This window comes from Haloarcula sp. JP-L23 (assembly GCF_011602445.1).
GTDB lineage: Archaea > Halobacteriota > Halobacteria > Halobacteriales > Haloarculaceae > Haloarcula > Haloarcula pellucida.
Window position 1 is genome coordinate 2,584,613 of record NZ_CP050014.1, and the last position, 20,876, is coordinate 2,605,488.

Below are 20,876 nucleotides of genomic sequence, written 5' to 3' on the forward strand. Positions count from 1 at the left end.
TACGTCGATGCTTACCGGTCGGGAACGCCGGTCAGCACCGTCACGACGTCCCGCACGTCGTGTGTGTCCACGAGCAGTTCGGCGGCCGTGCGGACGGAGTACGTCCCGTCCAGTTCGACCCCATAGCAGGCGGCGTACAGCCCCAGCCACTGGTTCAGCGTCGCTTCGAGACGGTCGAAGGCCGCCTCGTCGAAGCGGACCCACTGCCCGCCGGTCCGGGCCTCACAGTACAGCGACACCGTCGGGCCGACACCCCGCCTGAGTATGTTCATCGCCCGCTCCTCGTCCGGCGGGTCCGGGTCGAAGTCCGCGGCGATCTCGTCGGCCCGGCGTTCGAGCGCCCGAATCCGGTCGCGGTACTGGTGGCTCATCTCAGCCCTGTTCGAACTCGACGCCCTTGCCACCGGCGGGGTGTTCCCACTCGGTGTCGGCGACGACGGCGCAGGTACCACACTCGACGCAAGGCTGGGTGTCCAGACTCACGAGGTGTTCCTCGTGGCCGTTCGTCTGGACCATCTCGTCGCGGTAACACCCGCCGCCGAAGTCCGTCGCGCTGACCGGGCACGCAGTCACGGCGGTTCCGGACGCCTCGAAGGAGTTGTCGACGAGTTCGATGTGCGGGTCGCCCACGTCGTAGGTCAGGTCGCCGATGCGGTCGTCGAGTTCGGGCGGTTGGACGTGGTTCTCGTCGGTCACGCGCTCGCCAAGTTCCTCGCCGATGACCGTCGGGAGCGTGACGTAGGGCAGTTTCGTGTCGGGAATCATCGAGACGAGCGTCGGGGAGTTGTAGGCCCGTTCGACCAGTCCCTCGGCCGCACGGACACCGAATCGACCGACGGCCGACTCCACGACGGCGTTCGCGACGCCGTCTATCGGCCCGATTTCGCCCAGTTTCCCCACCACGCTGTAGCTGGTCGGTCGCAGTTTGTCCATGACTCCTTCGTCGTGGAGTTTCTGCTCGTAGAACTCGCCGGCGCGGTGCGGGTCGCCCCGAGAGCGGGCGTCGGCGAAGGCTTCGGCGGCCAGCGCCCCGGCCGTGACGGCGTGGTTCATCCCCTTGATGATGGGGCCTTGAGCCTGCATCTGGCCGGCGGCGTCGCCGACGACGACGAGGCGGTCCTCGTGCGGGGCGGTGAGCGCCGCCTTCTTCGAGTCCGGGACGAGTTTCGCGCTGTACTCCAGTTCGTGGTAGTCGTCGCCCAGCCACTGGGCCATGAGCGGGTGAGTCAGCAGGCCGTCGAGCAGTTCCTGCGGTTCGGCCCGTTCCTCGGCGATGGAGTCCAGGTGGAACACCGTCCCGATGGACAGCGACGCCTCGTTGGTGTAGAGGAACCCACCGCCACGCACCCCATCGAAGAGGTCGCCCGAGAACAGGTGGGCCTCGCCCTCGTCCGCGTCGATGTCGAACCGTTCGTCTATCGTGTCGGGGTCCATCTCGGCGACGGCCTTGACCCCCTGGAACCACTCGTCGGGGTCCTCCCAGTCCATCAGGCCGGCGTCACGGGCGAGTTCGGAGTTGACGCCGTCGGCCGCGACGACGATGTCGGCCTCTATCGGGTCCAGTTCCTCGCAGGTGACGCCGACGATTTCCCCCCTCTCACGGAGGAGGCCGGTGACGTGGACTTCGGTCAGCAGGCCGCCGCCCGTCTCGTGGGTGAGTTCGTGGACGCGGTCGGCGAGCCACGAGTCCATCCGGCGGCGGAGGACCGAGTCGGCCCACGCCGTGTCGTGGTGGTGCAGGTCACCGATGTCGAACGTCTTCACCGTGTCGCCGGCCACGTTGTGGATGTAGTTCTCGGTGACTGGTCGCTCGGTCGCTTCCTCGCGGAAGTCCGGGAACAGGCCGTCGATGGTGTACGGTGCGGACTCCTCGGCGTAGATGAGGCCGCCGGAGACGTTCTTCGACCCGGCGTCGACGCCCCGTTCGAGGACGAGCGTCTCGACGCCGTTGCGTGCGAGGTTCGCCGCCGCGGCGGCCCCGCCCGGGCCACACCCGACGACGACGGCCTCGTAGTGTTCGTGGTCAGTCATCGCTGGCCTCCACGGCCGCGGCCAGTTCCCCCTTCTCGACGGCCTCAGTCAGTCGCGGGAGCACCTCGAAGAGGTCCCCCTCGATGACGTAGTCCGAGAAGTCCCGGATGTCGGCCTCCGGGTCGGTGTTGACGGCGATGATGGTGTCTGCCTCGTCACAGCCGACCTTGTGCTGGATGGCCCCGGAGATGCCCGCGGCGATGTAGACGTCCGGTTCGACGACCTGCCCGGACTCGCCTATCTGGCGCGCTTCCGTGACGTACTGCTCGACGTGGCTGTCGAACGCGTACGAGGAGGTGATGACGCCCCGCGAGAGGCCGAGGTCGGCGTCCTCGAAGGCGTCCACGAGGTCGAGTGCGAGTTCGATGCCCGTCGTCGGGTCGTCGCCGATGCCTCGACCGACGGCGACCACCACCTCGTTCCCGGTCAGGTCGACGCCGCCCGAGAGGCGGTCGAACTCCGTGACGTCCACCTCGAACCACTCGTCGTCGAGGTCCATCTCGTACTCGACGACTTCGGCCTCGCGGTCGTAGTCCGGGTCCGGAATCTCGAAACTGCCCGGAATCACGGACGCCCCTTGCGGGTGAAAGTCCCGGTTGGGCTTGTCGATACAGAGGATGGTCGAGTACTCGAACCCGGAGAAGTCCGGCCGTTTCATGTGAAGTACGCGCTCGAACTCCTTGTTGTCGCCCGCGGTGCCGACCTTCGCGGGGTTGGATATCATCGCCTCCTCGATGTACAGCCCCGAGCAGTCCGACGCGAGGCCCGAGTCCAGCGCCCCCTGGACGAGCGCCGAGAGGTCCCGGCCGTTGTTCGTCGCGGGGAATATCGTATAGCGCGGTTCGTGGTAGTCCTTCCAGTCGACGTCCTCGTGACCCTCGCTGGCGAGTTCGCCCCCCGCCCGAGACATATCGGTGACTATCTCGGTGTAAGGCGTGTGTCGGAACCGTTCGAGGCGGTCGTCCTCCATGTAGACCACGAGGTCGGCGCCGTAGGCGGTGACGTCCTCGACGTGGTCGCTGGCGTCGGCACCGACGAGGACGGCGACGACGCGTTCCTCGGCGTCGTAGTCCGCGTTGTACTGGTCCATCAGATCGCGGGCCTTCCCCAGCATCTCCTTCGAGACGTCGACCAGTTCGCCCGCCTGCGTCTCGCAGTACACCCACATGTCGCGGTACTCCGCGCCGACGGTCCCCTCGACCCACTGCTTGTCGTTGGTCGGGTGGTCGAGTTCGGGGTACTTCTCCTCTGGCGGGACGTACTCGACGTCCTCGCCCGCTTGCTCTTCGCTGCCTTCGACGGAGTCGATGCGGTTCTCTATCTGGGTGATGGCGCTCTTGCGTTCCTTCCCCTCGCGTTCGCGTTCGAGGACGTCCCGCAGGACGTCGGCGTCGTCGACGCCGCGAACCATGTTCGCGATGTCAGCGACGGTCATCGCTGTCAGGTCGACCGTCTCGGGGTCGAGTTCGCCGTCGTCCTCGGTTTCGACCTTCTCGATGCGGTCCTCGATGAGCGTCTTCACCGGAGCGCGGTCCTCGCCCGCTTCCTCCAGTTCCAACATCTCGTGCAACTCGTCGGCGTCGTCGACGTCTGTTATCTTCGGCCCGAGTTCGGCGATCTCGTACTCAGTGGGGTCTATTGCTGGCATGGTCAGTCACCTGCTGCGTAGGGCGTCAGTTCGTCCAGTATCGGTTCCATCGCCGCCGAATCGTCGCCGTCGACGACCGTCGCCTCGCGTTCGGACGGGACCTTCGGGATGGGGTCGACGCCGGCGACGATGGTCGGCGACCCGTCGAGGCCGATGTAGTCCGGGTCCAGATTGAGGTCCTCGTGGTCCCAGACCGTCACCAGGTCTTCGTAGTTCTCGGCGCGTTCTTGGGTCTCCTCGCGCAACTGCTTGTGTTCGAGGCGGTGGCTGGCCTTCCGGTAGGTCGGTTCGAACTCCGGGTCCGCGACGACGAAACACGGCATCGGCGCTTCTACTGTCTCTATCTCGCTGACGTCGCCGTCGACCAGTCGTTTCGCTCGCAACAACCCCGCCTCTTCGTCGATGTCCAGCGAGACGACGTGGGTGACCAGCGGCCAGTCCAGACAGTACGCGGTCTGTGGGCCGGTGTGGCCCGTCTCCCCGTCAGCGGTCTTGAACCCCGCGAACACGAGGTCTGGTCGCGTGTCGAGGTTCTGGATGCCTGTGGCGACAGTCATCGCCGTGGCCCACGTGTCGGCGGCACCCATCTCCCGGTCCGAGAGGAGATACAGGTCGTCGGCGTAGACGTCGCACATCCCTTCCTGTAACACCTCCTGATACCCCGGCGGCCCCATGCTCATGAGCGAGACGTGACCGCCGTTTCGAACGCGAGTCTGGAACGCCGCCCGGAGCGCGTGTTTGTCGTTCGGGTTCATCACCGTCGGGGTCTTCCCACGTTCGAGGTGCCCGTCCTCGTCGAAGGATACCTGTCCCTCTCGGAAGTCGGGGACCCCCTTTGTCAGAACTACTGTGTGCATAGTTGTCACGACTCTCGTCAACGTACCTCATCTCGGGCGGAACATAAATGTATGTTCACAATAACGGGTGAGAGTTTCGTGGGGCGTCCGTCGGTGATGCGGCGGACACAGCACCCCGCCGGACCGACGACTGGAGGACACGAACGATGCCGCCACTACGCCGAACTCGATACGGAAAACAGGCGTTCTGGACTCAGATACGGCCGGCGCGGCCGGGGTCGACGTCGATGGCGTCGACCGGACAGACGTCGACACACAGCATGCAGTCGATACACTGGTCCTCGTGGGCCGGGTCGGCCTTGATTTCGCTCTCGGGGTGGTCGGGCGTGTCTACCCACTCGAACACGTCGACCGGGCAGTCCTCCAGACAGGCGCCGTCGGCGAGACAGATGTCGAAGTCGACGGCGACGTGGGTGCCGTGGATACCCAGTGTGTCGGGTTCCTCGACCGGCCCCCAGACGTTGTGGCCGTCGTGTTGTTCGACCACGTCACGATTGTCCTCGAATTCGGGGTCTATGGCCATTGGTATCTAACAACACTCGGCGACGATACTTAAACTTTCGACAGTCAGCCTCAGAAACGAGGGTCGTCGGGTCCACTGGTCGGTCCACGGCCGGGCGGTTTGCCGGGACCACGTCCCTCGTCGAGTGACGGACCGTCGTGGACGCCCATCGGGTCGTCGGTGACACCGACGTGACGCTGGAGGAACGCAGCGGTGCGGTCGTAGACGTCGTCGTAGAACGCTCCCGCGAAGGGAAAGCCGTGAGCGCCCGGAACGGGTTCGTATGCCACCGTCGTCAGGGGGTCGAGCGTCCGAGCGAGCAGTTCCGACTGGGCCGGCGGAAGCACCTCGTCGTCCTCGGCGTGGAGCAACAGCGTCGGCGGCATCGAGACGGTGGCCTGTGCCACCGGCGAGGCGAGTTCGTACGCCTCCGGAACCTCCTCGGGCCCGCCGCCGAGATACTGCCTGTGTATGTCCGCATCGCCCGCGTCGTCGGTCTCCGCCATCGCCCGGAAGTCGTAGACGCCCGAGTAGCCGACGACGGCCGAAAGTTCGGAGGATGCGCCGGGATACAGGTCCGGTTCGAACGCCGGGTCGTCGGCCGTCGCCGCGGCGAGCGTCACGAGATTCGCGCCAGCGGAGTGTCCCACTGCGACGACGCGTTGTGGGTCCGCGCCGTAGGCGTCCGCCTCCGCCCGGCACCACTCGATAGCGGCCTTCACGTCGACGAGTGCGGCCGGGAAGGTGTGTTCGGGTGCCAGTCGGTACTGCGGTTCGACGACGAGGTAGCCGTCCTCGGCGAGGTCGATGGCGTGGCGGGCGAACTCGCCCTTGTCACCGACCGTGAACCCGCCCCCGCGGACGAGGACGGCGACCGGTTTCGGCCCGCTACTGGCCGTCGAGTCGTAGACGTCCAGCAGGAGCGTCTCGCCGGCCGCCTCGTGGAAGGGGATGTCTCGGTCGACGGTGACCGTCGTCGGAGCGCGCTCTGTCACGTCCCCTACTGCGGTTGGACGGAATAAAAACGCGTCGGGGACGGGTTAGCTTTCGATTTCGATGCGCTTGCCGCGAGTGACGGCGCCCTCGGAGACGGGCAGGCGGACCTCCAGAATGCCGTTGGTGTAGCTCGCGGCGATACTCTCGTCGTCGACCCGCTTCGGGAAGCGGAACCGACGGTGGTAGGTCCGTCGCTGGTTCCGCTGCTCGTCCTCGTGCTCGGCGGCGATGTTCAACATCCCGTCGTCCCACGTCACGTCAATCTCCCCGACGTCGAACCCCGGTAGTTCGACGCTGAGGACGAACTCGCCGTCTTCCTCGTACAGTTCGTAGTCGTCACTCCCGGTTTCGAACAGTTGGCCGGGGAGGTCGAGTCCCCGCATCCACGAGCTCGGTGTGGTCGTGGGCAGTGCCATTGCTGTTCACCTCGATTCACTAGATGCTTGTTCGCGGTTCGTAAAAAATGTAGCTGAAAATGATAGTTTGTCACAGAGTAACGAATCGCAAAGGGGCTCAGGGATGGGCGAAGTACGCGACCGACTCGCCGTCCGGATTCACGTCGTCGACGCGGGCGAAGCCGATGCGCTCGAACTGGAGCACGTCGTCGGCCTCGTAGTCGAGGACCCCCGGTTCTGCGACGCCGGTCACGTCGCCGTCCATCGTCCGCAGTCGGAGCGCGGGGCCGTCGGCCGGCGCCCAGTGGACGACGTCGACGCCCTCCTCGCGCACCGCCGCGATGTCGTCGCCGACGTACTCGAAGGCGTCGCGGGTGTGGCGAACACAACCGTACCCCTTCAGCCAGACTCGCTCGCCGTGGCCCGGCAGGTCGTCGCCCTCGACGGCGACGCCGCCCGCGACCGGAATCTCGCGTCGGCCTCGGTCCTCGTGGTCCGGGTGGTAAGGCGGTTCGCCCACGTCGGGGCCGCCCACGACCTGTCGCTCGACGAGGCCGCCGTGGTCCTCGCTGTCCCGGACGAAGAACGCCCGGTCGGTGTCGTCGTCTATCAGGTCGCGGTTGTTCGAGTACACCGACGACATCGCGAGGTCGACGTTGGACGTGGAGGTGCCGAGTTCGACCATCGCGTCGACCAGCGCCTCGCCACGGATGCCCCGCCGACGGAGACTCGCCACCGTCGGCGCACGCGGGTCGTCCCAGCCGTCGAGTTCGCCCTCGGCGATGAGTTCCGAGATGGTCGAGGTGGACATCTGCACGTCGTAGGCGTCCACCTGCACGTGCCCCCAGTGAATGACCTCCGGATACTCCCAGTCGAAGTAGTCGTAGACGAACTGCTGGCGCTTCGCGGAGTCCTGCAGGTCGATGCCGCGGATGATATGCGTGATGCCCAGCAGGTGGTCGTCGACGCCGCTCTGGAAGTCCAGCATCGGCCAGCAGCGATAGTCGGCGGCCGCCTCGCGCGGGTGGGGCGTATCTATCATCCGGAAGGCGACGAAGTCGCGCAACGCGGGGTTCTTGTGGGTGATGTCGGTCCGGACCCGGAGGACCATTTCGCCGCTGTCGTACTCGCCGTCGACCATCGCGTCGAACTCCGCGTGGACCGTCTCGACGTCTTTCTCGCGGTGGGGACAGGCCTCGCCGCTGTTTTTCATGTCGGAGAACTCGCCCTGTGGGCACGAGCAGGTGTAGGCACCCTCGGCGTCGATGAGTTGCCGGGCGTACTCGTAGTAGGTCTCCACCCGGTCGCTCGCCTTGAACACGTCGTCGGGTTCGAAGCCGAGATAGTCGATAGCGTCCAGAATCTGGTCGTAGGCGTCGAGGTCCGGCCGCTTCGTCTCTGGGTCGGTGTCGTCGAACCGGCAGACGAACTCGCCGTCGTAGCGCTCCTTGTACGTCCCGATGACGGCGGCCATCCGGGCGTGGCCGATGTGCCACGGGCCGTTAGGGTTCGGCGCGACGCGCATCCGCACGGTGTCGTACTCCTCGACGTTGGGCAGGTCGGGCAGGGGGTGGTCCTCGCCCTCGTCCTCGGCTTCGAGTTCTTCGAGTTTCTCGGGGGCGAGTTCCTGCAGGCGCTCACGGCGTTTCTCGGCGTCCATCCCGTTGACCCGGTCGACGATGGGCGCAATGATCCCCGGAATCTCGTCGCCGTGCTCTCTGAACTCGGGGTTCTCGCCCATGAGCGGCCCCATGATGGCCCCGACCTGTGCCTCGCTGTCGTGTTTGACCGCGTTGAGGAGGGCGTTCGTCTCGGCGGCCTCCTCGATTCGCGTTCGCAGCGCGTCGTCCATGGTCGAAGCGTCCGGCGGGAGGCCCCAAAACGCCGTCGGGTTCGGTCAGACGTCGAGATGGGCGCCGACCCGACCGAGTGCGTCCAGCCCCGTCACCTCGCCGGATTCGTCGGGCACCGTCCAGAGGGCCAACTCCGGCAGTGACTCGCGCAGAGCCACGAGCGCGTCCTGCTGGACGGCCCGTTTCCCGCGACATCGGTCACAGTCCCCCGCGCCCTCGATTAGCTTGTTCACCACGAGCGTCGTCACCGGGACCTCGAACTCGCGTAACTGGTCGACGAGTCGCTCGCTCTCGCGGACCGCCATCGTCTCCGGAATCGTGACGACGCGGAACTCGGTCAGGTCCGGGTCTCTGAGAACACGTCCGACCTGCTCCATCCGGTCGCGCATCGCCGTGAACTCGTCTTCCTCGTCGGCGCGCCGTCGATTCGCCATCGGACCAAACAGCATCGTTCGCGTCGTGTTCACCTTCCGGCGTACCTGATCGCGCAGGTCCAGCGCCGTCGCCATCCCGCGGTCAAGCAGCGACGGCAGGTCCAGCAGTCTGAGCGTGTGGCCCGTCGGTGCGGTGTCGAACACCACCCGGTCCCACCGGTCATTGTCGGCGTAGGTCGCGAGTCCCTCTACTGCGGCCAGTTCGTCGCTCCCGGGCATCACACCCGCGGTGAACAGGTCGGTAATCTCGTCTTCGTCGAGGGTGATGCCTGCGCTGGCGAACTCCGCGGCCAGCGCCTCGAACAGCGTCCGGTAGCGGTCGATACCTGCCTGTGGGTCGACTTCGACGCCCCAGAAGCCGTTGTGTATCTCCACGGGGCCGGCTCCGACCGGTCGCTCGACGGCGTCACCCAACGAGTGGGCCGGGTCCGTCGACACGACGAGCGTCTCGTAGCCTCGCTCGGCCAGCGAGACCCCCGTCGCCGTCGCGATGGTCGTCTTTCCCACCCCGCCTTTCCCGCCGTAGAGGAGGAACTCGGTCACGGACGCTCGTTCGTGTCGGTTCGCCTTAATTCCGACCCGGCGTACCGCCGTGGGCGATGGGCGTACAAACGACCGCTTGGCGTCAGTACTCGCGCTCGACGAGGTAGTTGGCGATGCCGTCAAGCAGGTCGCGGGCCTCGTTGTCCGGCAGGACTTCGAGGTTCTCCTTCCCGCTGGTGACGAGTTCCTGCGCCCGGTCCCGGGCGTATTCGATGGACCCCGCTTCACGGAGCGTGGCGACGGCCTCGTCTATCTCGGCTTCGGACACCTCGTCGACGGAGTCGGTGTCGACGAGGTTCTCGACGTCGACGCCCTGCTGACGGGCGTGCAGCGTCACGAGCGTCTGCTTGTTCTCGACGAGGTCCGAGCCGCGCTGCTTGCCCAGTTTCTCCGAGGGCGTCGTCAGGTCAAGCAGGTCGTCCTGAATCTGGAAGGCCCGGCCCACGTCCAGTCCGTGGTTGTACAGGGCCTCGACGGTCTCCTCGTCGGCACCCAGCAGCGTCGCCGGGATGGACGCTGCGGCGCCGTAGAGGACGGCCGTCTTGAGTTCGACCATCTCCAGATACTCATCGGGCGTGACCGCATCGCGCTGCTCGAACTCGATGTCCAGCGACTGCCCCTCGCAGATGCGGGTGCAGGTCTTCGCGAGGCGCTTGTTCGCGGCGACGCTCCGGTCGTCGGCCGCGCCGGTTTCGAGGAGGAACTCGAAGGCCTTCGAGTACAGCGTGTCGCCGGCCAGAATCGCCGTCGAGAGGTCGTACTCCTTGTGGACGGCCGGGACCCCGCGGCGGAGGTCGTCGTCGTCCATGATGTCGTCGTGGATGAGCGTGAACGTCTGGATGACCTCGATGGCCAGCGCCGCCGACAGTACGTCGGCCTGCCCGCCGGTGAGCGTCGGAAAGTCACGATAGTCGACCGACAGTGGCTCGACGTCCAGTAGCGACTCCGCGACCAGCAGCAACACCGTCGGACGGAGTCGCTTTCCGCCGGCGTCCAGCAGGTAGCGGGTCGCCTCATAGAGGTGCTCGGGCCGCTTCACTGGAAGCTCCTCGGGGAGGGCCTCGTTGACCCGCTCCCGGCGGGCGAGGATGGCTTTTTCGACCTGCTGATAACCTTCGGACATGTGGTTATTCCGTGAGCTGAATCATGTTGCCGTTACGCGTGATGTGCAGGTCGCGGCCGACCTTGTAGCCCTGATTCTCGGCGAGGTCCACGTACGGCGCGAACCCTTCGAGACTCTGGTGGGCCGGGATGACGTGCTGGGGCTGGAGCGCGTCGAGCATCTCGTAGTGGCCCTCCTGACGGAGGTGGCCCGAGACGTGGATGTCGTCGTAGATGCGGGCGCCCTGCATGCCCAGCAGTTTCTCGGACTGGTAGCGCTGACCCTCGTTGGTCGGTTCCGGGATGACCCGAGCCGAGAAGATGACCTTGTCGCCGTTATCTAGCTCGTAGGGCGTTTCGCCGCGGCCCATGCGGGTGAGCATCGCGCGCGGTTCGCCCTGATGGCCCGTGACGATGGGCAGGAAGTTCTCCTTGCCTTCGTTCATGATCCGCTTGAACGTGCGGTCGACGGACTTGCGGTGGCCGTACATCCCGAGGTCCTCCGGGAAGTCCACGAAGTCCAGTCGCTCTGCGGTGCCGGAGTACTTCTCCATCGAGCGACCGAGCAGCACGGGCTGGCGGCCGATGTCGTCGGCGAACTCGACGAGGCTCTTCACACGAGCGATGTGCGAGGAGAACGTCGTGGCGACGATGCCGCCGTCGTAGTCCTCGATGCTGGTCATGACGTCCTTGAGGTGGCGACGAGCGACTGCCTCGGAGGCCGTACGGCCCTTCCGGCCGGCGTTCGTACAGTCCTCGATGTAACAGAGGACGCCCTCACCCTCGCGGCCGATCTCTCGGAACCGCTTCATGTCGATAGGGTCGCCGATGACCGGCGTGTGGTCCATCCGCTTGTCCAGTCCGTAGACGACGGACCCTTCCGGCGTGTGGAGGACCGGGTTGATGGCGTCGATGATGGAGTGGGTGACGTTGACGAACTCGAGTTCGTTTCGCTCGCCGATCTGCATCGTCTCGCCCGCGCTCATCTTGACGAGGTCGTTCTGGACCCCGAACTTCTCCTCGCCCTTTATCTGCTGTTTGACCAGTTCGATGGTGAAGGGCGTGGCGACGATAGGCGCGTCGTAGCGATGGGCGAGTTTCGAGATGGCGCCGATGTGGTCGAGGTGGCCGTGTGTCGGCACGATGGCCTTCACGTCACCTTCGAGGTCGGACATGACCCGGTCGTCCGGGATAGCGCCCATGTCGATGAGATCGAGCGAGTGCATCCGCTCGGTCTCGACGTTGTCGTGAATCAGTACCTTCGAGAGGTTCAGGCCCATGTCGAAGATGACGACGTCGTCACCTGCACGGACGGCCGTCATCTGACGGCCAACTGCCTCGTATCCGCCGATTGTTGCGATTTCGACTTCCATGGTTGTAGGTCCGAGTGGAAGCCGTCCGCGGGCCCGCGGTTGGTGCTGGCGACGACGGTAACTGCTGAAACGGCGTCTCGGTTCCTGTGGGCGTCGAGGCCGGCCGGGTACACCCCGTAGCCTCGATTCCCGAAGTGGAAGGGACTGACGTCCCGACGACTTTCCCCGTCGTCTGCCGGCCGCCAAACCGCGGTCTGCGGGCGGCCGTGCGCTCGGTTACGCGGACGTACAACGTCGCTTCTTAAAACGGTGTGGGTTCCAGGCGGCTATTCGTCGTCCAGGGCGTCCGACAGCGGGTCGCTGTCCGAATCGACGTCGAACCCGGTGACGCCTTCGTCTGAGAGCGTCGCGTCGTCCTCGACGTCGTCGGCGGACGACTCGTCGCTCTCCTCGGCGACGTCGTCGACGATGCGCGTCTCTCTGGACTCGATACTCCCGAGCAGGTCCTCGTCGCTCTCTTCGGACGCCGACTCGCCGAATAGGTCGTCGGCGGTCCGTGGTCCCGCCGACTGTGTCTGGTCGTCGCTTTCGGCCGGTCCGGTCCCCGACTCCATATCCCAGACGGTCTGCTCCTCGGTCGTGGGCTGGTCGTCCACCGGCACCGACTCGTCCGGGCTCGACTGGTCGTCGTCCGACGCGGCTGGCTGTCGGCCCTGGAACTCCGAAGGGTCCGGCGGCGACCACTCCTGCGGTTCGGCCGGCGCGTCGTCTTCGGCCGTCGGTTCGTCCGCGGCGGGGTCCGTGCGACCGACGTCGTCGGCCTGTTCGTCAGCGGGACCACCGAAGGTGTCGTTCTCGTCCGAAGCGGCGGCGTCGGCCGTCACAGGCCCCTGGTCCTCAGCCGGTGCTGGCGAATCGTCGTCGTCCGCAGTCGTCGGCTGGTCGGTCGCCTCCTCAGCGGGACCACCGAAGATATCTGCATCGGGCTCCGAACCGCTGTCCGTCTCTCGTGCCGGTTCGGCAGCGGCCGCGGGCTGGGAGTCCTGTCCGTCCGCGGCGTTCTCGCGCGCCGACTGGTCGCTCTCGGCGATCAGTTCGGAGTCGTCTTGCACCGCGTCGGCTTCGGCCGACGACTCGGGCTGTGAGGAAGCCGGTTCGTCCGCTTCCGGGGGCTCTTCGTCGGGTGTCGCTGCCGTCGTCGACACCGCTTCGGACGGTGCGTCCGTCTCGGCTGGGCCGGCCTCGGCCGTCTCGCCGTCGGTGGCCTCGGCCGCGGTCGGTTCGAGCGGGTCGTCGTCCGTCGTCTCGCTCGGCTCCGAATCGGCCGTTCCCGTCTGGGTCTCGTCGCGGGACTCGGCCGTCGAGCCGGTAGCTGCTCCGGCGGTTGCTGCGCCAGCGGCCTCCTGTTCTCCGCTCACCTCGCGGCTCTCGGTGTCGGGCGCCGCTGCTTCGGTCGGTGCCGCCGCGTCGTCCGCTTTCGCGACGGCCGCGGCAGCACCGACCATCGTCGCGTCGGCGACGAGTTTGTGCAGGAGTCCGAACACGCCAGAAAGCGTAAGCAAGACCCCGATGGCAGCGACGGCGACACCGAGCAGTGCTCGGTTCGTCGTAACGGAGGGCGACGCGCTGGGTGACGCACCGAGGACCACGCCGATGCCAACGAACAGACCACCAACGATGGCGACCACGAGGACGTAACCGACGTACCGAGCGCCGTAGCGGTAGACGTCGGGTAAGCTAACAGCAGACATGAATTTACAATTAGCAACGGCGGTGAAATAGGTTACGACGGTCGCACGTTCACCGATCCGCCTCGATCGTCGTCCCCGGCGCGTCGCCGTCGAGGAAGGCCGACAGCGCATCAGGGCCGAACACCGAGGCCGGGCTCTCGAGTTCGAGGAGCGCACGAACCTTCGCGGCCATCCCGCCGGAGACGTCCGTGGCGTCGCTGCCGCCGAGCGCCGCCGCGGCGTCCTCGAAGGCCTCGATTCGGTCGATTACGGCACCGTCCTCGTCCAGCACGCCGGGCACCGTCGAGCAGACGCCGACCCGGTCGGCGTCGACGGCCGGCGCGAGTTCGACGACCAGTTCGTCGCCACTGAGGACTGTCGCCCCTTCGCCCGCGTGGGCGACGAGGTCGCCGTGCAACACCGGGACGAACCCCTCGGAGAGGAGCGTTCGGACCTGTCCGGTCGGGAGCGTGAGCGTGCCGTCTGCGCGCCGGTCCGCCGCCGAGAGCGGGTGGACCGGGACGGCGGGGACCCCACGCTCGGTCAGCGCCGTGACGATCCTGCTGTTCAGCCGCGTCATCGCGCCGTGGATGGCCTGTACGCCGGCCACGTCGTGCGTTCCCTCGGTCGTACTCACCCCGTACTCGGCGGCGTGGTGGTGGCCGAAGCTCCCGCCACCGTGGACGACTACGACGTCGTGGTCGCTGGCCGCGACGGCGTCTGCGGCGGCCGCCAGCGCCTCGTCGTCGACAGTCTCCGGCGTCTCCTTCTCGGTGACGACGCTCCCGCCGAGTTTGAGGACGACGGTCATTCTTGCCGGACTCCGTCAGTGTCCAGTTCCGCCCGGAAGACCGATTCACACCCGGGCGTGTACTTCAGGGCGGTGAGCGCGTCGTCGGTGTCGTCAAGCGCGACGATACAGCCACCGCCGCCAGCCCCGGTTAGTTTCGCGCCCATCGCCCCCGCATCGCGGGCGGCCCAGACCATCGAGTCCAGCGACCGGGAGGAGACGCCCAGCGCCGACAGGAGGCCGTGATTGAAGTCCATCAGGTCGCCCAGCGTCTCGTAGTCGCCCGAGCCCAGTACGGACTCGCCCTCGCGGACGATGTCACCGATGGCGCGGACGGTGTCCGCGGCGAAGTCGTACTCCTCACGGAGACTCCTGACGCCTGCGACCAGTGCGCCGGTGTCCCCGGCGCCCCCGTCGTAGCCGATGACGAAGGGCAGGTTGTCGACGCCTTCGACGGTTCGGCAGTCGTCGCCCTCGACGCGGACGGCCCCGCCCTTCGCCGAACAGAACGTATCGGCCCGCGAGGCCTCGCCGTCCTGTACGGCCGCCTCCACCTGATAGGCCCGTTCCGCGATGGCCTCGGCTGAGAGTTCGACGCCCAGTTCGCGAGTCGCGGCGTCGATGGCGGCGACGACGACGGCCGCCGACGACCCGAGTCCCGCACCCAGCGGGATGTCGCTCTCGATTCGTATCTCGAAGCCGGCGTCGGGTACGTCGGCGGCGTCCCGGACCTGTGCCACCGCTTCGTTTACGTACCCCATCGCCGCTTCGAGTAAGGGCTCCGACGCGTCGACGTCGGGCCGACCCGCTCCGTCTCCGTCGTACTCGACGGTGAACCCGTCGAGTTTGAGGTCTTCCGAGTGAATGCGAAGTCCTTCGTCTATCTCTCTCGCCGTCACGCGGGCCCGGCGCTCGATGGCGCACGGGACCGCTGGCTCACCGTAGACGACCGCGTGCTCCCCGAACAGATACACCTTGCCGGGAGCGCTCGACGTGACCATACCCGCCCGTGTGACCGGAGGGGGTTAGGCGTTTTCGGAGCCAGTTTCGGGCTGCCGGCCGCCGTCTGTCGCTCGCCACAGCCGCGATACGTCCCGATGGAACGATACAAGCGGGTTTTGAGCTACCTGAAAGACCTTTTACGCGCCGATGGAACGGGCGTGTATGAAACGTCGACGCGTACTGACCACACTCGGGACTGGCCTCGCCGGTGTCGCCGGGTGCCTCTCTGAATCCCCGTCGACTCCGGACGAGGCGTCCGAGACGTCCACGGACGACGAACGGACTGACCAGCGAACGCCGTCCCAGACGCACACGAAGGTCGCTGTCGAGGACGTCGTCGTCCGGAAGGCCATCACCTACGACTCGTCGATGGGGTCCGGTGGCGTACTGACCGGCGAGGATAGACAGTACGTCGTTGGCTCGGTTCGAGGGGTCGAAGACTTCCACGACCTGGCGTACACGTTCGAGACGGCCGACGACTCGTGGGACCAAGGCCTCCCCGACACCGTGGGCGCGCGTAACCACGCTGTCGCGGGTCACGAGCGCCCGTACGTCGCGTTCACGGTTCCGTCACCGCTGTCTGCGTCGAATCCCCGTATTCGGCGCTCGGACGGGACCGAGTGGCCGGTACCGGCAGACGCACGCGACACGCTCGCGACACCGGCACCGCAGTTCGAACTCGACAGCCTGACCGTTCCAGACAGCGTCTCGCAGGGCGAGCAGTTGTCGGTGTCGCTGACGGCGACGAACGTCTCCGAGACGGACGGCCGCTTCCTCGCGGCGGTGTACTGGCCCACGAAGGGAATCGCCGACGACGACGAGTCCCACGTCGTCGACCGGTCCGTCGCCGCGGGCGAACGGGTGTCGGCGACCCTCGACGTCGACACGGCCTACACGGCCATGGAGGACGGCCCGGTCACGCTGTCGGTCACCGGCCACGTCGCGGCCGAACGCGAGGTACAGGTTCGCGACGCTTCGACGCCGACCTAATCTCGCGTCTGTACTCGCATCGACATCTCCTGACGCGGGTGGGCGGTCAGCGACGGCATGAGTTCGAGCGGCGTCTCGCCCGTGAAGTCGAGGCGGTACTGCTTGGCCGTCGTGGCGACGATGAGTTGGGCCTCCAGCATCGCGAGGTGCTTGCCGATGCAGTGGCGCGGGCCACCGCCGAACGGGAAGTACGCGAACCGGGGTCGTTCGGTCGCCCGTTCGGGCTTCCAGCGTTCCGGGTCGAACGTCTCCGGGTCGTCGTAGAACCGGGCGGAGCGGTGGACACCCCACTGCGGGAGCATCAGCGTCGTCCCCGCCTCGACGGGGTACGCCGACAGTTCGACGTCCTCGGTCGGTTCCCGGAAGATTGTGTACACCGGCGGGTACAGGCGCATCGCCTCCTGAATGACCCACTCCAGATAGTCGAGTTCGCGGACGTGGTCCATCCCGGGTCGCTCGTCGCCGACCATCTCGTCCAGTTCCTCGTGGACTTTGCGTTCGGCCTCGGGGTGTTCCGAGAGGAGGAACCAGGTGTAGGTCAACGTCAGCGCCGTCGTGTCGTGGCCCGCAAGCAGCATCGTCATCATCTCGTCGCGCAACTGCTCGGGCGACTGCTCGCCGTCGTCGCGGGCACGGAGGAGGACCGACAGGAAGTCCATCGGGCCGTCCTCGTCCGTTCCGACCGTCTCCTCTCGGACGGCGATAATGTCGTCTAGCACCGCATCGAGCGTCTCGACGGCGCTGTCGAACGCCGCGTCGTCCGGCATCGGCAGCCACTCCGGTGCGGCAAAGCGGAGCGGGTCGGGTTCGAAGCGCTGGCCCAGCGGTATCAGTTGCTCCTCGATGGTCCGGACGCGCTGTTCGGAGAGTTCGACGCCCATCATCAAATCGAGGATGACGTCGAGCGTCGTCCGGGTCATCGCCTGTTCGACGTCGACGACGTCCCCCTCCTGCCAGTCTGCGATGCGGTCCTGCGCGTGACCGGTGATTCGGTCGGCCATCCCCGAGAGCCGTGCCATCGAGAACGCGGGATTGGCGAGGCGACGCTGTTGCTCCCACGTCTCGCCCTCGCTCAACAGGAGACCGTCACCCAGCAAGTCACCGAGCGCGTCCCCCTGAAAGTCGGGCTTGCGAAACCGGTCGGCTTCCGAGACCAGCACTCGTTCGATGGCTGCCGGGTCACACAGCATGACGGTGTCCATCGGCCCCATGTCGAAGCGAGCGACGTCACCGTAGGCGCTCTCCAGCGTCGAGATGAACCGGAACGGGTCGTCGGCGTACGTCCTGCTACTGCCGAACAGCGGTTCGCCTTTCGGTCCGGGCGGCGTCTCTGCCATCGGTCGGAGTTAGGGCTGGACACGTTTGAATCGCATGCCAAATCGCCCGGTTACGGGCCGAAGGCGGCTCAGAGCCAGCGGCCGGGGTCTAGCTGCCACTCCGTATGTCGCGCCACCCAGACGCCGCCAAGGCCACCGAGTGCGCTCAGTCCGACCGTGTACGCGAGAAAGAACGCGAACACGAGCGCGAGAAAGAGTTCGTACGCCGGCGAGGACGGGTGGATACCGAATCCGAGTGCCCCGGCGATGGACAGTGCCGGGACGAACAGCACCAGCAACGGCACCATCGCGCCGACGCCCGCAAGCAGCCCCAGCCACAGCCCACTCGCGTAGCCGCTGCCGTGTCTGTTGGCGGCGACGGCCCCGCCGATGACCGACGAGAACGGGACGAACGAGAGCGCGACTGTCACCAGCGCACCCCAGCCGGCGTCGACGAGCGTCTCACGCATCTCGTCTGTGTCTGTCGACAGCCGGTGTAATATAGCTGGCCACGCCGTCGCCGGTCAGTTTCCGAGGTCGGTGTCGTACTTCACGTAGTTGCCCAGCCACCCGCCGAGCGCGCTCAGACCGACGACGTAGACGGCGGCGAACACCGCCGCGACGACGAAGAAGACGACACCGACCGCCCCCATACGCATCGGCATCCCGCCGAGCAGGAATCCGAGGAAGACCATTCCCACGAAGGCGAACACGACCAGCGTGAACACGAGACCGATGGCCCCGGAGATCGCACCGACTCGGAGGCCGTCGTCTCGGTCACCACCTTCCAGATAGCCGGCGAGTGCGCCGCCGAACACCGGTGCGAAGGGGACGAAACCACTCAGGATAGCTGTCGCGACAGCTCCGATAACCGCGTTGAGGAGGGTATCTTGTTCTGCCATCGGCGACCGGTACTCGGGGGGCTGCCCTATGTCTTGTGCCGTAGCGACGCCTATCGTCGCCACTGGCGCGCCGTGTAGAGAGAAAGTGAAGGTATCGAACGCCTGCGTTAGAGTTCGGACTCGAAGTCCTCGAGACCGTACGACGGTTCGGCACCGCGACGGTCGAGCGTCTCGTTGGCCAGCAGCCAGTAGACGACCGACAGCGCCTTTCGCCCCTTGTTGTTCGTCGGGACGACCAGGTCGACGTTCGACGTGGTGTTGTTGGAGTCACACATCGCGATGACCGGGATGCCGACCGTGATGGCCTCCTTGACGGCCTGTGAGTCACCGATTGGGTCGGTGACGACCACGACGTCCGGTTCGATGTAGCCGTCGTAGTCCGGGTTCGTCAGCGTGCCGGGGATGAACCGGCCCGTGCGAGCACGGGCGCCGACGGCGTCGGCGAACTTCTCGGCCGGGAACCGACCGTACTGGCGCGAGGACGCCACGAGAATCTGCTCGGGGTCGTAGTTGGCCAGGAAGTCCGCGGCGGTGCGGATGCGCGAGTCCGTCATCGAGACGTCCAGCACGTAGAGCCCGTCGTCACGGACGCGGTGGATGAACCGCTCCATGTCCTGGGTCTTCTGCTGGGTCCCGATGTGGACACCGGCGCCGAGGTAGTCCTCGACGGGGATGAGGAGGTCGGCCTCGGACTGCTCGTCGGGCATGACGTCCTCGTCGAGCTGGGGTCCGGCGTCTTCCTCGTCTTCGGTTGTCTCTGCCTCGGCCTCCTCGGCGTCGGCGGGCTGTTCGGCTGCCGTCTCGGCCTCTGCGTCGACCGCTTCGTCGTCCTCCTCGGACGGGTCGAAGTCGGACTCGGACGCGTCGAGACCCTCTTTTTCGTTGCCGCTCATACTGCGTTGTCCTCGATACGGATGAGTTCGTTCAGCTTGGCTGTGCGCTCGCCACCGACCGCGCCCGTCTTGATGAACGGCGCGCTGGTCGCCACGGCGAGGTGTGCAATAGTGGTGTCCTCGGTCTCGCCGCTCCGGTGGGAGACGACGGATTCGTAGCCGTTTCGGGTCGCGAGTTCGATGGCGTCCACCGCGTCCGTGAGCGTCCCGATCTGGTTGGGCTTGATGAGGATGGAGTTGCCCGCACCGGCGCTGATACCGGCCTCCAGTCGCTCGACGTTCGTGACGAACAGGTCGTCACCGCAGACGAGCGTCTGGTCGCCGACGCGGTCGGTCAGGTCGGCGAAGGCTTCGTAGTCGTTCTCGTCGAGTGGGTCCTCGACGTAGACGAGGTCGTACGCCTCGACTTTCTCGGCGATGTAGTCGATCTGTTCGTCGGTCGACTTCACGCCGTCGTCGTAGACGTAGCCGCCCTCGTCCTCGTCGTACAGTTCGGCACCAGCGACGTCGAGGCCGAACGCGATAGCGAAGCCGAAGTCGTCGGCCACCGTCTCGACGGCCTCGTCCATGATCTCGAACGCTTCGTCGTCCGAGATCGAGGGTGCCCAGGCGCCCTCGTCGCCCTTACCCGCTGGCAGGTCGCGGTCGGCCAGAATGTCGTGGACTTCCTGATGGACCGCGGCGTTGGCGAAGACGGCCTCCTCGACGCTCGGCGCGCCGACGGGGGCCGCGAGGAATTCCTGAATGTTGGTGGCGTCCGCGGCGTGTTCGCCGCCGCCGATGATGTTACCCAGCGGCGTCGGATACTCGTTGCCACGGAAGGTGCCGCCGAGGTGCTGGAACAGCGGTGCGCCCAGCACGTCGGCACCGGCCTTCGCGGCCGCCATCGAGATGGCGACGGCGGAGTTGGCTCCGATACCGGAGAAGTCGTCCGTGCCGTCGGCGGCGTGGAGCGCCGCGTCGACGTCACGCTGGTTCCCGGCGTGGACTTCACCGATGAGGCGCGGAAGCGCGTCGTCGCGAGCGTTCGCGATTGCTTCCTGAGCCGGCAGTTCGATTGCCTCGTACTCGCCGGTGCTTGCGCCGCTCGGTGCCTTGCCGCGACCGAAGCCCCCACTCTCCGTGAGGACGTCGGCTTCCACGGTCGCGTTTCCACGCGAGTCGAGGACGCGGCGGAGTCGTACGTCGGTAATTAGCGTCATTTGTGGTCACCTCGCTTGACTGTGAACGGCAGCACGCCAGCGTCGTACTCCTCGGCCGCGATGAGGATGGGCTGGGTGTGCTCCGTCTCGATGAGCACGGGTGCGCCGTGGGCCAACTGCAGCGCTCGTGCGCCGAGTTTACGGGCCTTCTCGTATCGGCTCTCCTGTGCGTTCATTGGTAGGGCGCGACGATGTCGACGAGGTCCTTGTGCGAGACGAGCATTCGGCGACAGCAGTGCCGCTCGACGCCGAGTTCGTCGAGGACCATTTCGGGGTCCTCTGGCTCCTCGGCTTCGCGGGTGCGGGCCTTGAACTCCTCCCAGTGCTCGCCGACGACGTTACCACAGGTGAAACACCGGACCGGTACCATCATATCTG

The 20,876-nt window shown here is 66.5% G+C and carries 22 protein-coding genes; 1 reads left to right on the forward strand and 21 read right to left on the reverse strand.

Annotated features, from left to right (window positions below; all coding sequences use genetic code 11):
* Positions 1-11 precede the first annotated feature (11 nt).
* From G9465_RS13400 to mvk, 14 genes are all read right to left on the reverse strand, one after another.
* Positions 12-371, reverse strand: coding sequence for a hypothetical protein (locus G9465_RS13400; RefSeq protein ID WP_166970799.1), 360 nt, complete (start codon positions 369-371; stop codon positions 12-14).
* Between the two features lies 1 nt (position 372).
* Entirely contained in the window at positions 373-2,031 is a 1,659-nt protein-coding gene (locus G9465_RS13405) for an FAD-dependent oxidoreductase (protein WP_166970801.1), read from the reverse strand.
* On the reverse strand, positions 2,024-3,679 hold the full coding sequence (locus G9465_RS13410; RefSeq protein WP_166970803.1) for an electron transfer flavoprotein subunit alpha/FixB family protein: 1,656 nt from the start codon (positions 3,677-3,679) through the stop codon (positions 2,024-2,026). Before G9465_RS13410 ends, G9465_RS13405 begins: the two co-directional genes overlap by 8 nt.
* A 2-nt stretch (positions 3,680-3,681) precedes the next feature.
* Positions 3,682-4,536, reverse strand: coding sequence for an electron transfer flavoprotein subunit beta/FixA family protein (locus G9465_RS13415; protein ID WP_166970805.1), 855 nt, complete (start codon positions 4,534-4,536; stop codon positions 3,682-3,684).
* 193 nt (positions 4,537-4,729) lie between these two features.
* Positions 4,730-5,059, reverse strand: coding sequence for a ferredoxin family protein (locus G9465_RS13420; RefSeq protein WP_166970807.1), 330 nt, complete (start codon positions 5,057-5,059; stop codon positions 4,730-4,732).
* Positions 5,060-5,109: 50 nt separating this feature from the next.
* Positions 5,110-6,033, reverse strand: coding sequence for an alpha/beta hydrolase (locus G9465_RS13425; protein WP_166970809.1), 924 nt, complete (start codon positions 6,031-6,033; stop codon positions 5,110-5,112).
* A 45-nt stretch (positions 6,034-6,078) separates the two neighbouring features.
* Positions 6,079-6,450: an Hsp20/alpha crystallin family protein gene (locus G9465_RS13430; protein WP_166970811.1), complete on the reverse strand. Its 372-nt coding sequence runs from the start codon at positions 6,448-6,450 to the stop codon at positions 6,079-6,081.
* A gap of 97 nt (positions 6,451-6,547) precedes the next feature.
* Entirely contained in the window at positions 6,548-8,281 is a 1,734-nt protein-coding gene (locus tag G9465_RS13435; RefSeq protein WP_166970813.1) for a glutamate--tRNA ligase, read from the reverse strand.
* A 45-nt stretch (positions 8,282-8,326) separates the two neighbouring features.
* Positions 8,327-9,259 (reverse strand): ArsA family ATPase, encoded by a 933-nt coding sequence (locus G9465_RS13440; RefSeq protein ID WP_166970815.1) that lies wholly within the window; start codon positions 9,257-9,259, stop codon positions 8,327-8,329.
* 82 nt (positions 9,260-9,341) lie between these two features.
* A complete protein-coding gene (gene idsA3 / locus G9465_RS13445; protein ID WP_166970817.1) occupies positions 9,342-10,382 on the reverse strand; it encodes a geranylfarnesyl diphosphate synthase in 1,041 nt (346 codons plus the stop codon).
* A 4-nt stretch (positions 10,383-10,386) separates the two neighbouring features.
* Positions 10,387-11,733 carry a ribonuclease J gene (locus tag G9465_RS13450; RefSeq protein ID WP_166970819.1) on the reverse strand — a complete coding sequence of 449 codons (1,347 nt, stop codon included), beginning with the start codon at positions 11,731-11,733 and terminating at the stop codon, positions 10,387-10,389.
* A 266-nt stretch (positions 11,734-11,999) separates the two neighbouring features.
* Positions 12,000-13,424 carry a hypothetical protein gene (locus G9465_RS13455; protein WP_166970821.1) on the reverse strand — a complete coding sequence of 475 codons (1,425 nt, stop codon included), beginning with the start codon at positions 13,422-13,424 and terminating at the stop codon, positions 12,000-12,002.
* A gap of 49 nt (positions 13,425-13,473) precedes the next feature.
* Positions 13,474-14,214 carry an isopentenyl phosphate kinase gene (locus G9465_RS13460; RefSeq protein WP_166970823.1) on the reverse strand — a complete coding sequence of 247 codons (741 nt, stop codon included), beginning with the start codon at positions 14,212-14,214 and terminating at the stop codon, positions 13,474-13,476.
* Complete coding sequence (mvk, locus tag G9465_RS13465) at positions 14,211-15,194, reverse strand: mevalonate kinase (RefSeq protein ID WP_166970825.1); 984 nt, start codon at positions 15,192-15,194, stop codon at positions 14,211-14,213. Before mvk ends, G9465_RS13460 begins: the two co-directional genes overlap by 4 nt.
* 163 nt (positions 15,195-15,357) lie before the next feature.
* Here mvk and G9465_RS13470 point away from each other — a divergent pair, with 163 nt between their 5' ends.
* Complete coding sequence (locus G9465_RS13470; RefSeq protein WP_166970828.1) at positions 15,358-16,185, forward strand: hypothetical protein; 828 nt, start codon at positions 15,358-15,360, stop codon at positions 16,183-16,185.
* Here G9465_RS13470 and G9465_RS13475 read toward each other — a convergent pair.
* The 7 genes from G9465_RS13475 to G9465_RS13505 form a co-directional block, all read right to left on the reverse strand.
* A complete protein-coding gene (locus tag G9465_RS13475) occupies positions 16,182-17,522 on the reverse strand; it encodes a cytochrome P450 (protein WP_166970830.1) in 1,341 nt (446 codons plus the stop codon). The genes G9465_RS13470 and G9465_RS13475 overlap by 4 nt on opposite strands.
* A gap of 68 nt (positions 17,523-17,590) precedes the next feature.
* Positions 17,591-17,971 (reverse strand): DUF5518 domain-containing protein, encoded by a 381-nt coding sequence (locus G9465_RS13480; protein WP_166970832.1) that lies wholly within the window; start codon positions 17,969-17,971, stop codon positions 17,591-17,593.
* 54 nt (positions 17,972-18,025) lie between these two features.
* Entirely contained in the window at positions 18,026-18,403 is a 378-nt protein-coding gene (locus G9465_RS13485) for a DUF5518 domain-containing protein (RefSeq protein ID WP_166970834.1), read from the reverse strand.
* 107 nt (positions 18,404-18,510) lie between these two features.
* Positions 18,511-19,296, reverse strand: coding sequence for a 30S ribosomal protein S2 (rpsB, locus tag G9465_RS13490; RefSeq protein WP_166970836.1), 786 nt, complete (start codon positions 19,294-19,296; stop codon positions 18,511-18,513).
* Complete coding sequence (gene eno, locus G9465_RS13495; protein WP_166970838.1) at positions 19,293-20,498, reverse strand: phosphopyruvate hydratase; 1,206 nt, start codon at positions 20,496-20,498, stop codon at positions 19,293-19,295. Before eno ends, rpsB begins: the two co-directional genes overlap by 4 nt.
* Positions 20,495-20,674 (reverse strand): DNA-directed RNA polymerase subunit K, encoded by a 180-nt coding sequence (locus G9465_RS13500; RefSeq protein ID WP_135303168.1) that lies wholly within the window; start codon positions 20,672-20,674, stop codon positions 20,495-20,497. The genes eno and G9465_RS13500 overlap by 4 nt, the downstream gene beginning before the upstream one ends.
* A complete protein-coding gene (locus G9465_RS13505; RefSeq protein WP_166970841.1) occupies positions 20,671-20,871 on the reverse strand; it encodes a DNA-directed RNA polymerase subunit N in 201 nt (66 codons plus the stop codon). Before G9465_RS13505 ends, G9465_RS13500 begins: the two co-directional genes overlap by 4 nt.
* Positions 20,872-20,876: the final 5 nt, after the last annotated feature.